The sequence below is a fragment of the Caulobacter sp. genome (assembly GCF_035254145.1).
Classification (GTDB): Bacteria; Pseudomonadota; Alphaproteobacteria; order Caulobacterales; family Caulobacteraceae; genus Caulobacter.
Map to the genome: position 1 here is coordinate 1 of NZ_DATFAV010000165.1, position 12,844 is coordinate 12,844.

A 12,844-nucleotide genomic window follows, 5' to 3' on the forward strand; every position below is an offset into this window, starting at 1 on the left:
CGCGGCCAGATCGATTGATCCGGCCGCGACAGGCTGGCGACTTTGGGGCCTTCATGACCACCTTCGACGAACGCGAGCAGGGTTTCGAACGCAAGTTCGCGCTGGACCAGGAACTGGAATTCAAGGCGACCGCGCGTCGCAACCGCCTTCTGGGCGAATGGGCGGCCGGCCTGATGGGCCTGGCGACCGCCGAGGAATACGCGCGCGCGGTGGTCAAGTCCGACTTCGAACAGCCGGGCGACGAGGACGTCGTGCGCAAGGTTTTCGAGGATCTGAAGGGTTCGGGCGTCTCGATCAGCGAGAGCGAGGTCCGCATGAAGATGGCCGAGCTGCTGGCCCAGGCCCGCGAGCAGATCAAGGCCGGCGAGTAAGCTTTCACGTCCGCGAAGTTGAATGGGCCGTCCCTTGGGGCGGCCTTTTTCATGCGCCGCTCCAGCCACGCGTTCGATTTATTCTGAAAGTCGAATGATCCCGGGCCGCCCCATCTCGAACGCGCCGAACCGTTGCCGTGAAGGGAATTGGTTAACGCTGACGCGCGAGTTCGCGGACAGAATACACTTATGAGTTGTTAGAAATTCAAGTTTCCGGCCAGGTTTTATCTGGCGTCGTGGGGGAGAAGGATCAATCTGCCGCCGGGCTGGTCGTCGGGATCGCCCAAAGAGCAGGGAGAACGTCCTATGACTGCGGAAGTCGGTACGCTTCATACCCAAAAGACCGCCAGCGACGTGATCGGTCTGTATTTCGTCAAGGCCGTGGTCGGGAACGTCGGCATGCCTGGCGCCCCCGTCGTCAATCTGGCCCTGTCGGTTCAGGCCGCTTCGGGCCACGTCGCCGGCATCGCTGAAATCAGCCAGGCCATCGCGGGCGGCAATCACCGCTTCCCGGTGACGGGGCAGATCTATCAGACCGGCTTTGGGCCGAACCACCAACTGGTCTCGCTGCAGGGCGACTTCGTCTACAGCGTGCCGCCGCCGGCGATCGGCTCCTTCCTGGCCAAGTTCACCGCCGCCCTGTCGGTCGACCAGCAATGGAACGGCTCGGGCGGTTTCAACTATGTGACCACCCACGTCGAGAACGTGCCGGTCAAGAAGATCGCCTAGGCCCTCCAAGGCGCACTGCTCGCGCCGCCGTCGTGGGCGGCGCGAGCGACTTTCGATCGGCCGCCTCTACCAGATGCGCGAACGCTTTTCGGGCGGCAGGTAGAACTTGTCGCCGGGCTTGACGCCGAAGGCGGCGTACCAGGCGTCGACGTTGCGGGTCGGCCCGGTGACCCTGAAGCTGGACGGCGAGTGCGGGTCCGAGGCCATCTGCTGCTTGAGGGAGTCGTCCCGCGACTTGTCCCGCCAGGCTTGGGCGAAGGCCAGGAAGAAACGCTGGTCGCCGGTCATGCCATCGATCATCGGAGCGGGCTTGCCCTTCAGCGAGGCGTGGTAGGCGTCGTAGGCCACCTGCAGGCCGGCCAGGTCGGCGATGTTCTCGCCCATGGTCAGAGCGGCGTTGATCTTCATGCCCGGCACCGGCTCGTAGGTCCCGTACTGGCCGCCCAACACCGCGGCCTGGGCCTCGAAGCGCTTGGCGTCCTCGGCCGTCCACCAGTCGCGCAGCTTGCCGGTGTCGTCGATCTTGCGGCCCTGGTCGTCGAAGCCGTGGCTGATCTCGTGACCGATCACCGCGCCGATCGCGCCGTAGTTCACCGCCGCGTCGGCGGCCGGATCGAAGAACGGCGCCTGAAGGATGCCGGCGGGGAAGACGATCTTGTTCTCCAGGCCGCCGTTATAGGCGTTCACGGTCTGCGGGGTCATGGCCCACTTGCCGTGGTCGACCGGCTGGCCAAGGTCCTTCAGCGTATAGGCCCACTCGAAGGCGCCGCTGCGGCGTACATTGCCGTAGAGGTCGTTCGCGTCGAGCGTCAGGCCCGAATAGTCGCGCCACTTGTCGGGATAGCCGACCATCACCGACATCTTGGAAAGCTTGGTCAGGGCCGCCTGCTTGGTGGCCGGCGCCATCCACGGGGCCTTCTCGATGCGCGCGGCCATGGCCACCTTCAGGTTGGCGATCAGCTCCTGCATCTGGGCCTTGGACGAGGGCGGGAAGTACTTGGCCACATAGGCCTGGCCGACCAGTTCGCCCAGGCTTCCGTCGACCAGGGTCACGCCGCGCTTCCAGCGCGGCCGCAGCGAGGTCTGGCCGCTCAGCACCTTCACGAACTCGAAGCGGCTGTCGACGAAGCGCTTTGAGAGATAGGGCGACATCTCCTGCACGCCCTGCACCGTGCGCCAGGCTTTCAGGGTGTCCAGCGAGGTCTCGCCAAACAGCTTGGCGATGTCGCGGACGGCGGTCTTCTCGCCTAGCACAACCTGATCGCGGCCAGAGATGCCCGCGGCGGCCAGGTAATCCGTCCACGGAATTTCAGGCGCATAGGCCTGCAGCTCGGCCAGGCTGACGGGATTGTAGACCTTGTCGATATCGCGGCGGTCGGCGACCGGCCAGCTGACCTTGGCGATGGCGGTCTCGAAGGCGATCACGTCGGCGGCCGACTTGGCCGGATCGGCGTAGCCGGCCATCTTCAGCGCCCGCTCGGCGAAGGCCTTGTAGGCGTCCAGCTGCGGCTTGAAGCCGTCGGTCAGGTAGTAGTCGCGGTCCGGCAGCCCCAGGCCCGACTGACCGATATAGAGCGTGTTGATCTCGGGGGTCTTGGCGTCCGGATAGATGTCCAGCGAGAACAGGTCGGGGCCAAAGCCGCCGTGGGCCTGGCCCATCGCCTTGGCCATCTCGGCCTTGGACGAGACGGCGGCGATCGCCGCCAGGTCCACCTTCAGCGGAGCGTCGTCGACCTGCTCGACCTTGGCCTCGTCGGTGAAGCTCTTGTAGAGGCCGCCGATCGGCGTGGACGGATCGGCCGTCTCGATCAGCGTGCGCAGCTGATCCTGCGAGCGGTTGAAGACGTCGTAGCCGACGCCGGCGGACGGCTGGTCGGCGGGGATCGTCGTGCGCTTGTCCCAGGCGCCGTTGGCGTACTTGTCGAAATCATCGCCCGGCTTTACGGCCAGGTCGCGGGCCGTCAGATCGACGCCCCAGGCGCCGTACATCGGCTTGTCGGCGGCGATGGCCGCGCTGGAGATCGCGACCGCGGAAACGGCGGCCAGCAGGAAGATGCGCATTCGTAAGGTCCCCTCAATGTGAAGGGATGCTGCCCCAAGCACGGGCCGTGCGCAGATGAATTTCCTGTAATCTCGCGCGTCCTGCCGGGTCAGGCGCGGAGCCAGGACCTGAGTTGGCTCCAGACGTCGGCCTTCTGCTCGAAAGCCGCGCCGCATGCGCCGGAGATGACGAGGGCAGGGCGATCGTCGCGGCGCGCTCGCCGATCAGCTTGCCGCCCAGCTTCGCCGCCGTTCCGCCGTTGAAGGCCACGACCCGCAGCGCCGGCAGGGTCTCGATCAGGTTCAGCAGATCATTCGCCGCCGGATCGCGGATCGCCGCGTCCAGGCTGCCCGGCCGCTCGGCCTCGGCGATCACGTCCCACAGGCCAACGCTATGCGCCAGCAGGGCCGCCAGCCGCGCCTCATAGGCCAGCGGGACGAGGGGCGCGTCCAGCACGCCCTCCATCAGCCGCCAGAAGGCGTTCCTGGGATTGCCGTAATACTGCTGGGCGGCCAGCGAGGTCTCGCCCGGCAGGCTGCCCAGGATCAGGACGCGGGTGTTCGCGTCGACGACCGGTGGGAAGCCCGCCTTGCGCAAGTCGTTAGGCCTGCTCGCCGAAGACCCGCTTGAAGATCACGTCGACGTTCTTGGTGTGATAGCCGAGGTCGAACAGGCCCTCGAGCGCCTCGTTCGACAGGGCCTTGGACACCACCGGGTCGGCCTTGAGGAAGTCGAGGAAGCGGCCTTCGCCGCGCCAGACCTTCATGGCGTTGCTCTGGACGGCCGCATAGGCGTCCTCGCGCGACACGCCTTCCTGGGTCAGGGCCAGCATGACCCGCTGCGAGAAGACCAGGCCCCCCAGCTTGTCCAGGTTCTTGGCCATGTTGTCGGGATAGATGTTGAAGCGCTCGATGACGCCGGCGAGGCGCCGCAGGGCGAAGTCGAGGTGGATGGTGGCGTCGGGGCCGATGCCGCGCTCGACCGACGAGTGGCTGATGTCGCGCTCGTGCCAGAGGGCGACGTTCTCCATGGCCGGCACCACGGCCGAGCGGACCAGGCGGGCCAGGCCGGTCAGGTTCTCGGTCAGGATTGGGTTGCGCTTGTGCGGCATGGCCGAGCTGCCCTTCTGGCCCGGATCGAAGGGCTCCTCGGCCTCCAGCACCTCGGTGCGCTGCAGGTGGCGGATCTCGGTGGCCAGGCGTTCGACCGACGAGGCCACGACGCCCAGGGCCGCGAAATAGGCCGCGTGGCGGTCGCGCGGGATCACCTGGGTCGAGACCGGCTCGACGGCCAGGCCCATCTTGTCGGCGACGTGCTGTTCGACGCGCGGATCGACATTGGCGAAGGTGCCGACGGCGCCGGAAATCGCGCAGGTGGCGATCTCGAACTTGGCCATCGCCAGGCGCTCTTTGGCGCGCTGGAACTCGGCGTAGTAGCCGGCCAGCTTTAGGCCGAAGGTGATCGGCTCGGCGTGGATGCCGTGGCTGCGGCCGACGCAGACGGTCATCTTGTGCTCGAGCGCGCGGCGCTTGAGGGCGGCCAGAACGAGGTCGACGTCCTCCAGCAGGAGGTCGGTGGCGCGCGACAGCTGCACGGCGAAGCAGGTGTCCAGCACGTCCGAGCTGGTCATGCCTTGGTGCAGGAAGCGGGCCTCGGGGCCGACGATCTCCGACACGTGGGTCAGGAAGGCGATGACGTCGTGCTTGGTGACGCGCTCGATCTCGTCGATGCGGTCGCTGTTCCAGACCGCGTCGCGGCCCTTTTCCCAGATCGTCTCGGCGGCGAGCTTCGGGATGGTCCCGATCTCGGCCATGGCGTCGGCGGCGTGGGCCTCGATCTCGAACCAGATCTTGTACTTGGTCTGGCTGGACCAGATGGCGGCGGCTTCGGGGCGGGCGTAGCGGCTGATCATGCGCGGGCGTTTCGACCTGACTGGCCGGGGAGTCAAGGGAAGAGGCTTATTACTTGGGGTTCGAGATCCTCCCCCAAGCGGGGGAGGTGGCGCGAAGCGCCGGAGGGGGAAGTGCTCACTGCCTTGCCTCTTCCCCCTCCGTCGCCTCTTCGAGCCGACACCTCCCCCGCGAAGGGGGAGGATTTCGCCTTACTCTCCCGCCCGCTCCTTCATGTGCTTGACCATGCCGATAGCCGCCAACGCGTAGTGCACGCCCGCCCAGGCGTAGAAGCAGAGTGAGACGATGATGCCCTGCTGGGTCGAGCGGGCCGTGGCGCCGGCGCAGGCCTTGGCCAGTTCGGGCGCGGAGCCCTTGGGGGCCAGGCCGCCGGGGCACTCGGCGGTGAAGCTGGCGGCGCCCGGATCGCCGAACGATCCGGCCAAGGCGTGGAAGATGCCGCTCGAGGTCGGGTGGTTGAAGTTGAACTGGGCCAGGTGGTCGATCAGCCAGCCGGTGAACACCGGCCCGCCGCCCAAGGCGATCAGGTTCAGGAAGAAGAACAGCAGGGCCGTGGCCGTCGCCCGGCGGCGCGGCTCGACCGAGTTCTGCACCACGCCGAAGGTCGGGGCCAGATAGGTGTAGTGGAAGATGCCGGGAACCAGCAGGATGAGGGCCGTGGTCTGCCAGCTCGTCTGCAGATAGGCGGCGATGTAGATCGGCGTGCAGATCAAAAGGCCTATGGCGGGGGTCAGGGCGTACCACTTGACGCTCTTCTTGCCGGCCCAGTCGGTCAGAAAGCCCCCGACCAGGGTGCCGACCCCGGCCGAGAAGCCGCCGATCAGGCCGACAATCAGCCCGACCTGGGCCAGGCCGAGACCATAGGTCCGCACGAAGTAGGGCGGCACGAAAGCGCCCGAGCCGTACGAGCCGAACGAGGCGATGGTCACGCCCAGCACCATGTGCAGCACGGGCCACTTGCCGAACAGGATCTTGGTCACCGCCCAGAGCTCGGAGAATTCGTTGGCCAGGGAAAAGCGCGGCTTGGCGACGGGCTCGACGACCAGGTCCTCGGCCTCCAGCGGGCGCTCGACGATCTCTGAATGGCCGCGGGGCGGCTCCTTGACCACCAGCTTGACGATCAGGGCCAGGATCAGGCCGGGCAGGCCGACGATGACGAAGGCTACGCGCCAGCTAAACTCCTGGGCCAGCCAGCCGCCAGCCACGGCGCCGAACATGGTGCCCAGCGGGATGCCGAACGAATAGATCGACAGGGCCGAGGCGCGCTTCTTGGGCTCGTAATAGTCGCTGATCAGCGAATGGCTGGGCGGCGAGCAGCCGGCCTCGCCGACGCCGACGCCGAAACGATAGAGCGCCAGCTGGCCGAAGCTGGCGGCCGAGCCGCACAGGGCCGTGAAGCCCGACCAGATCACCAGGGACAGCGAGATGATGCTTACCCGGTTCCAGCGCTCGGCCAGGCGCGCGATCGGGATGCCTAGGAGCGTGTAGAGCAGGGCGAAGTAGAGACCGCCCAGCAAACCCAGTTGGGTGTCGGTGAGCTTGAGGTCGACCTTGATGGCCTGGCCGATGGTGGCGATGATCGTCCGGTCGATGAAGTTGAAGGTGTAGGCGGCCAGCAGAAGGCCCAGCACCGTCGCCTTGTAGCCATTTGAATACAGCGGTCGCTCGCCGCCGGACGCACGCGCGTCGGCCATCCTGACTCTCCCTTCAAACATTTGTTCTAGTTGTTTGAGGGGACTGTAGACGTAGCGGAAGCCAAAGCGCCAGAGGCTAAATCGCGACGGGCCCAAGGTCGGCGTTTCCTTGCTCGGGCAGGCGCGCTAAGCCCTTGTCGAACGGGATTCTACGAAGGAGCGCGCCATGGAACTCGTCATCGGCACCAAGCGGTGGTCCAGCTGGTCGCTGCGCCCGTGGCTGGCGCTCAAGAAGACCGGCGCGCCGTTCAAGGAGACCCTGGTGGATCTGCGTCAGGGGGTGCTCACCGAGGACGAGATCGGCAAGCGCTCGCCCAGCCGCCTGGTCCCTGTTCTCAGGGACGGGGATCTGGTGATCTGGGACTCGCTGGCGGTCTGCGAATACTTGGCCGAGACCTTCCCCGAAGCCAGGCTGTGGCCGGAGGACGCGGCCCTGCGCGCGATCGGCCGCTCGGTGGCCGCGGAGATGCATTCGGGCTTTCAGTCGTTGCGCGGCGAGTGCCCGATGGCGCTGGACGAGGCGCCGCGCAAGCTGGACATTTCCGAGGCCACGCAGAAGGACGTGCGCAAGATCGTCGAGCGCTGGAACCAGCTGCTCAAGCGTTCCGGCGGGCCCTTTCTGCTGGGCGAATGGTCGATCGCCGACGCGTTCTATACCCCGGTGGCGACCCGTTTTCGGACCTACGGGATCCACCCGTCGGACTATGGCGACGCAGGCGCGGCGGGCGCCTACGCCGAGCGCCTGCTGGAGGCGCCGGAGTTCCTGGAATGGGAACAGGCCGCGCGCGCATGACGCGCGCGGAGCGCCGCTATACCGCGTCTCCTATAGTCCGTCGGGGACGCCGTTCTTGACCGGCGGCGCCTTGCAGCGGCCCGCCCTGGCCTGGACCACGTAGAAGAGAGCCCGGCCCTGGACGAAGGCGCTGTGCTCGGCCAGCGGGTTGGTCGGCTGGCCGGTCGTCAGGCTCAGCGCCTGTTCGCCGCCGCCCGGCGCGGCCTGGCCTAGCGAGGCCTGGTTCCACTTGCTGAGCACCGGCGCGCAGGCCGCGACCACGGCGTCGGCCACGACCTCGGCGCTGTCGCGCGCTCCGGCTAGGCTGTAGGCCCAGCGGCGCGCGCACTCGTCGACCGGCGTGGCCGGATCCGCCGCCGCCGTTGCGCTGGGCGTGGCCTTGAAGTCGGCGCAGATCTTGGGATTGGCCATGGCGTCGTGGTCACGGTCGCACGCGGCGAGTCCGAGGGTGGCGAGGGCCAGCACGGCCATCACGGGTTTGCGGATCATCTGAATTTCCATCGGTTCTTAGCGGGGGCAGATCTGGACGGGGCGCTGGGTCAGCCGACCGCGCTCGTCGTAATAGGAGATCGTCGCGTCCCGGCAGGTCCCGCCAGACGTCGCCGAGACCTGCTGGAACGTCCCGTTGCGGACCTCGCCGCTGGCGACGGGGTTGCCCATGTGGTCGTAATAGACTTGGCGGACCGGCCGCGGTTCGGATCGGGTCGCGGGGGCCGCCCTCGCGCCGCTGTCGTAATAGACCGTCCGGGTTCGGTGGCAGCCGCTCTTGCCGATCTCGCGACCGACCAGCGCGCCGCCCACCCCGCCGATCAGCAGGCCGCCGCCGCCCTTGGAGATGGCGTTGCCGACCAGGGCGCCGCCCAGGCCGCCGACCACCGTTCCGGTGGCCTTGCGACTACGGCACGAAGCGGCGTCCGCCTGGGTGGGCGCCAGGGTCGCCGGAAGGGCGATGGCCCCGACGACCATGCCGATGATGAAGAGACGAGCCATGTCTGTTCTCGCGGTGAAGGTCCCTCGGCGACACAACGCAGCTCGCGCCCAGAAGGATGCGTGGAGAGTCGGCTAGACGACTTGGCGCGTCGCCTTCCTCCCCGAGAGGGAGGAGTGGGGCTTCAGCAGCGTTCGCGACGCTCGACGAAGCCGTGGCCGCGACCAATCGTCCCGCGTTCACAATTAACCCCGATTTCACCACGACCTACGACAGCGCCTTAACCAACCCCGCCCATCCTGTATCGAAACGGGATTTGGAGCGGCGGATGGCCCAGCACGTGGAAACCCTGGTGATCGGCGCGGGCCCTGCAGGCCTGACGACCGCCTACACCCTGGCCAAGGCCGGACGGGGCGTGACCGTGCTGGAGATGGACCCGACCTATGTCGGCGGCATCAGCCGGACGGTGGACTACAAGGGCTTCAAGTTCGACATCGGCGGTCATCGGTTCTTTTCCAAGAGCCAGGAGATCGTCGACCTGTGGAACGAGATTCTGCCCGACGATTTCATCGACCGGCCGCGCCTGTCGCGGATCTACTATCGCGAGAAGTTCTACGCCTATCCGCTGCGGGCCTTCGAGGCCCTGGCCAATCTGGGCGTCTGGACGGCGGCCCGGTGCATGGCCTCGTTCGGTTGGGCCAAGCTGAAGCCGATCAAGCGGCCCGACACCTTCCACCAATGGGTCCGCAACCAGTTCGGCGAGCGGCTGTTCTCGATCTTCTTCAAGACCTACACCGAGAAGGTGTGGGGCATGAGCTGCGACGAGATCTCGGCCGACTGGGCCAGCCAGCGCATCAAGGGCCTGGATCTGGGCGCGGCGATCATCGACGGGGTCAAGCGCTCCCTGGGTTTGCGATCCAGGGCGGCGGGGCCCCAGGGGGGAGTGAACGCGCCCAAGACCCTGATCGAGAGCTTCCGCTACCCCCGCAAGGGTCCCGGCATGATGTGGGAAGCCTGCGCCGACAAGGTCATGGCCCTGGGCGGCGACATCCGCATGGGCCGAAAGGTCGATGGCCTTCACTACGACCGGCTGGCGAAGATCTGGACGGTGTCGGTCAGCTGCGCCGACGGTCGCAAGGAGATCTACACCGCCGACGACGTGGTCTCCTCGGCACCGATCCGTGAGCTGATGCAATCGATCAGCCCGACGCCGATGAGCATCTTCCACGCGGGCGAACTCATGTACCGCGACTTCCTGACGGTGGTGCTGATCGGCAAGCCGCAGAAGGAGCTGCCCGACAACTGGATCTACATCCACGATCCGTCGGTGAAGGTCGGCCGCGTGCAGAACTTCCGCTCCTGGTCGCCGGAAATGATCCCCGATGGGGTCTCGACCTGCCTGGGGCTGGAATATTTCTGCTTCGAGGGCGACGGTCTGTGGACCAGCTCCGACGCCGACCTGATCGCCCAGGCCAAGCGCGAGATCACCAAGATCGGCCTGATGAACCCGGCCGACGTCTACGACGCCTGCGTGGTGCGCCAGCACAAGGCCTATCCGGTCTACGACGACGCCTATGCCGAGCACGTCAAGACGATCCGGCTGGACTTGAAGCTGCACTTCCCGCGTCTTCATCTCGTCGGCCGCAACGGCATGCACAAGTATAACAACCAGGACCACGCCATGATGACCGGCCTTCTGACGGCCGAGAACATTATCGCCGGCGAGACGATCCACGACGTCTGGGAGGTCAACGAGGACGCCGAATACGGCGAGGCTGGCGTTTCGGGCGCTCGCCAGGCGCTGCGCAGCGAGCGCGCCGTTCCCAAGAAGGTCGCCGCCTGACCATGGCCGCGGCGCTCAGGCCGCGCCTGCCCAGGGCGCTGCGCGAGCTGGCGCTCTATGGCCTGGCCAGCGTCGTGGCCCTGGCCGTCGACTGGGGGCTGCTGGTGGTGCTGACCCGCGTCGGCGTGAACTATCTGGCGGCCTCGGCCGCCGGCTTCGTGTTCGGCGTGGCCGTCGCCTACGGCCTGTCGATCGCGTTCGTCTTCCGCGACCGACCGGTCGCCGACCGCCGGCGCGAGTTCCTGGGCTTCCTGGCCGTGGGTCTGGCGGGCCTCTTGCTGACCCAGGGGCTGATGGCGTTGTGGGTCGAGGTCCTCGACCTCACGCCTGGCTTGGCCAAGGCGCCGACCGCGGCGCTCGTCTTCCTGTTCAACTTCTCCGTCCGTCGGGCGCTGCTGTTCCGCGCGCCCGGCGTCGCCCGGCCATGAGCTGGTCCGACCGCCTGAAGATCCCGGCCTGGCCGGGACTGCTGGCCGCGTTCGGTCTTTTCCTGCTGAGCCGGCCCTATCTGGGCGTGCGCCACGACGGGCGGCTCTATGTCGCCGACGCCCTGGCCAAGCTGGATCCCGCCGGCGTCGGCAAGGACCTGATGTTCGTCCACGACGGCCAGTTCGGCTTCAGCCTCTACACGCCGATGCTGGCCAGGCTGATCGCAGCCCTGGGGCTGTCGGGCGGTAACCTGGCGATCGTCGCCCTGACCTTGGTCCTATGGTTCGCGGCCCTGGCCCTGATGATCGAGCGGCTGATGGCCGACCGGTCGCCGGCGCTTCGCTGGGCCGCCCTGGTGTTCGTCGTTGTCCTGCCGCCGCTGTATGGCCCCATGGACGTCATCAGCTTCGGCGAGCCCTACGCCACGCCGCGCGGTCTGGCCGAGGCCGCCGGCCTGCTGGGCATGGCCGCCTATCTCTCGGGGCGGCGCGTGCTGGCTCTTGCGGTCTGCTGCGCTGGCATGCTGTTCCATCCGATCATGGGGCTGTGCGCGGCCGCCGCCATCGGCGTGGCCCTGTGCCTGGAAGATCGACGCTGGCTGTGGGCGGGCTTGGCCGGAGCGGGCGTCGTCGTCCTGGCCGCCTTGCGGGGACTACCCGTGGCCGAACGACTTATCGCCATCATGGATCCGGCCTGGCGCGCGGTGGTCGAGGCCCGCAGCCCGTTCCTGTTCCCAAGCGACTGGTCGGTCGAGACGTGGGGGCGCTTGGCCGTCCATGCTTGCACGCTGGCGGCGGGCGCCTGGCTCCTGAAGGGGGCGACCCGGCGCCTGGCCTGGGGCGCTCTGATCGCGGGGCTGGCCGGCGTGGCGGTGGTCGCGCTGCTGGGCGATCGGCTTTCGCTGCTTCTATTTCTGCAGGTCCAGACCTGGCGCGCGCTGCAGCCGGTGGCCGTGCTGGCCGCCGCCAGCCTGGCCTTGCTGTGTCTGGAGCTGCCCAAGCGCGGGCCATCGGGACTGCTGGGCCTGGCGTTCCTGGGCGCGGCCTGGATGTTCCGCGATGTGGGGAGCCTCGGTTTGCTCCTCGCGCCGATCGGCCTGCTGTTCGTGATCACCGGCCAACGATTGGCGTTCAGCCGCCCCGCGCTCGCATCCGGCGGCGCTGTCGCGCTGCTGGCCCTGACAGCCTTGGCCTATGCGGTGCTGCGCGGACTCGCCCTCGAACGCACCCTGTCGGGCGCGCCGGAAACCTGGCCCTTTGCCCTGGGCGTTGTGTGGAGCAGCGACCTGCCGGGCTTGGTCATCGCCCTGGGCGTCGGCGTCTGGCTGGCGCGCGGTTGGTCCGCGCCGGCGCCGACCATTCGCTGGACCTTGGCCATCGCGGTCGTCGCCCTGGCCATGCTGCTGTGGGACGCTCGCTCCGACTTCGTGCGTCAACGGGACGCCGGGCGCGATCCGGGTCTGGTCGCGATGACCACCGAGCGACCCGGGGAGGTGCTGTGGCTGGCCGGGGACATCGAGCCATGGACGATGATCGGGCGCCCCAGCTGGTCCAGCAAGGTCCAGAGCGCCGGCGTCGTCTTCTCGCGCCCTCTGGCGTTGGCCCTATGGGATCGCGCCGAGCGCCTGAAGGCCGCTGGACTGGCGGGCGAGGACTGGATGCGCCCCCTGACCCTGGAGGCCTCGCGCCCGCCGCCCCCGCGCCTTGCGCGCGTGCGGACGTTCTGCGCCGCCCCCGATGCGCCCGCCTGGATCGTCTGGCCGCGCTGGACGTCCGCACCGCTCGAGGCGGAGCTGAAAGCTCGCGACTGGTCGCCCGCCGTGCCGTTCGCCGTTCCCGTGAGCGATGGCTGGCTGAACGCCCGCCGCTACGCCGTGATTCCCTGCGCGGGCGGTCGGAGCGCTTTCGGCGGAGTCTTAGAGGCGGCCAGGTGACTGGTTCCCCAGCACACGAAGTGGACTAGGGCGTCGGCCAGGCCGGCCATCGCCGCCAGCACGAAGACGCTCGAAATCACCACGACCGTCAGCACAAACATGAGAATCTCCCGCTCGTTATGAGCCAAGCGGGAAGGGCGGGGTTCGGTTCCGGCGACCGACCACGGAATGCT

At 67.8% G+C, this 12,844-nt stretch carries 11 protein-coding genes and 1 pseudogene; 6 read left to right on the top strand and 6 right to left on the bottom strand.

What is annotated here, in order from left to right:
- The first annotated feature begins 53 nt into the window (after nucleotides 1-53).
- Together VJ655_RS09770 and VJ655_RS09775 are read left to right on the top strand one after the other, a co-directional pair.
- The gene (locus VJ655_RS09770) at nucleotides 54-371 is read left to right on the top strand and encodes a DUF1476 domain-containing protein (protein ID WP_324110890.1); all 318 of its coding nucleotides are present in this window, start codon (nucleotides 54-56) and stop codon (nucleotides 369-371) included.
- A gap of 306 nt (nucleotides 372-677) precedes the next feature.
- On the top strand, nucleotides 678-1,100 hold the full coding sequence (locus VJ655_RS09775) for a DUF1842 domain-containing protein (RefSeq protein WP_324110871.1): 423 nt from the start codon (nucleotides 678-680) through the stop codon (nucleotides 1,098-1,100).
- Nucleotides 1,101-1,166: 66 nt separating this feature from the next.
- Here the strand turns inward: VJ655_RS09775 and VJ655_RS09780 are convergent, their stop codons facing one another.
- The 4 genes and pseudogenes from VJ655_RS09780 to VJ655_RS09795 all read right to left on the bottom strand — a co-directional run bounded on the left by VJ655_RS09780 (nucleotide 1,167) and on the right by VJ655_RS09795 (nucleotide 6,745).
- On the bottom strand, nucleotides 1,167-3,161 hold the full coding sequence (locus VJ655_RS09780; RefSeq protein ID WP_324110872.1) for a M13 family metallopeptidase: 1,995 nt from the start codon (nucleotides 3,159-3,161) through the stop codon (nucleotides 1,167-1,169).
- An 89-nt stretch (nucleotides 3,162-3,250) separates the two neighbouring features.
- Nucleotides 3,251-3,738: pseudogene (locus VJ655_RS09785) on the bottom strand (DNA-deoxyinosine glycosylase).
- Nucleotides 3,739-3,742: 4 nt separating this feature from the next.
- Complete coding sequence (gene purB, locus VJ655_RS09790) at nucleotides 3,743-5,053, bottom strand: adenylosuccinate lyase (RefSeq protein ID WP_324110873.1); 1,311 nt, start codon at nucleotides 5,051-5,053, stop codon at nucleotides 3,743-3,745.
- A 189-nt stretch (nucleotides 5,054-5,242) separates the two neighbouring features.
- Nucleotides 5,243-6,745: an MFS transporter gene (locus VJ655_RS09795; protein WP_324110874.1), complete on the bottom strand. Its 1,503-nt coding sequence runs from the start codon at nucleotides 6,743-6,745 to the stop codon at nucleotides 5,243-5,245.
- 166 nt (nucleotides 6,746-6,911) lie between these two features.
- Between VJ655_RS09795 and VJ655_RS09800 the strand changes: the two genes are divergently transcribed.
- The gene (locus VJ655_RS09800; RefSeq protein WP_324110875.1) at nucleotides 6,912-7,538 is read left to right on the top strand and encodes a glutathione S-transferase family protein; all 627 of its coding nucleotides are present in this window, start codon (nucleotides 6,912-6,914) and stop codon (nucleotides 7,536-7,538) included.
- 30 nt (nucleotides 7,539-7,568) lie between these two features.
- Here the strand turns inward: VJ655_RS09800 and VJ655_RS09805 are convergent, their stop codons facing one another.
- Both VJ655_RS09805 and VJ655_RS09810 read right to left on the bottom strand, forming a co-directional pair.
- Complete coding sequence (locus VJ655_RS09805; protein ID WP_324110876.1) at nucleotides 7,569-8,027, bottom strand: hypothetical protein; 459 nt, start codon at nucleotides 8,025-8,027, stop codon at nucleotides 7,569-7,571.
- A gap of 18 nt (nucleotides 8,028-8,045) precedes the next feature.
- Nucleotides 8,046-8,528: a hypothetical protein gene (locus tag VJ655_RS09810; RefSeq protein ID WP_324110877.1), complete on the bottom strand. Its 483-nt coding sequence runs from the start codon at nucleotides 8,526-8,528 to the stop codon at nucleotides 8,046-8,048.
- 266 nt (nucleotides 8,529-8,794) lie between these two features.
- On the opposite strand from VJ655_RS09810, the gene VJ655_RS09815 reads away from it, so the two are divergent.
- From VJ655_RS09815 to VJ655_RS09825, 3 genes are read left to right on the top strand one after another with little or no spacing between them, the layout of a single operon-like run.
- A complete protein-coding gene (locus tag VJ655_RS09815; protein ID WP_324110878.1) occupies nucleotides 8,795-10,309 on the top strand; it encodes an NAD(P)/FAD-dependent oxidoreductase in 1,515 nt (504 codons plus the stop codon).
- Between the two features lie 2 nt (nucleotides 10,310-10,311).
- Nucleotides 10,312-10,737 carry a GtrA family protein gene (locus tag VJ655_RS09820; protein WP_324110879.1) on the top strand — a complete coding sequence of 142 codons (426 nt, stop codon included), beginning with the start codon at nucleotides 10,312-10,314 and terminating at the stop codon, nucleotides 10,735-10,737.
- Complete coding sequence (locus VJ655_RS09825) at nucleotides 10,734-12,671, top strand: hypothetical protein (protein WP_324110880.1); 1,938 nt, start codon at nucleotides 10,734-10,736, stop codon at nucleotides 12,669-12,671. Before VJ655_RS09820 ends, VJ655_RS09825 begins: the two co-directional genes overlap by 4 nt.
- Nucleotides 12,672-12,844: the final 173 nt, after the last annotated feature.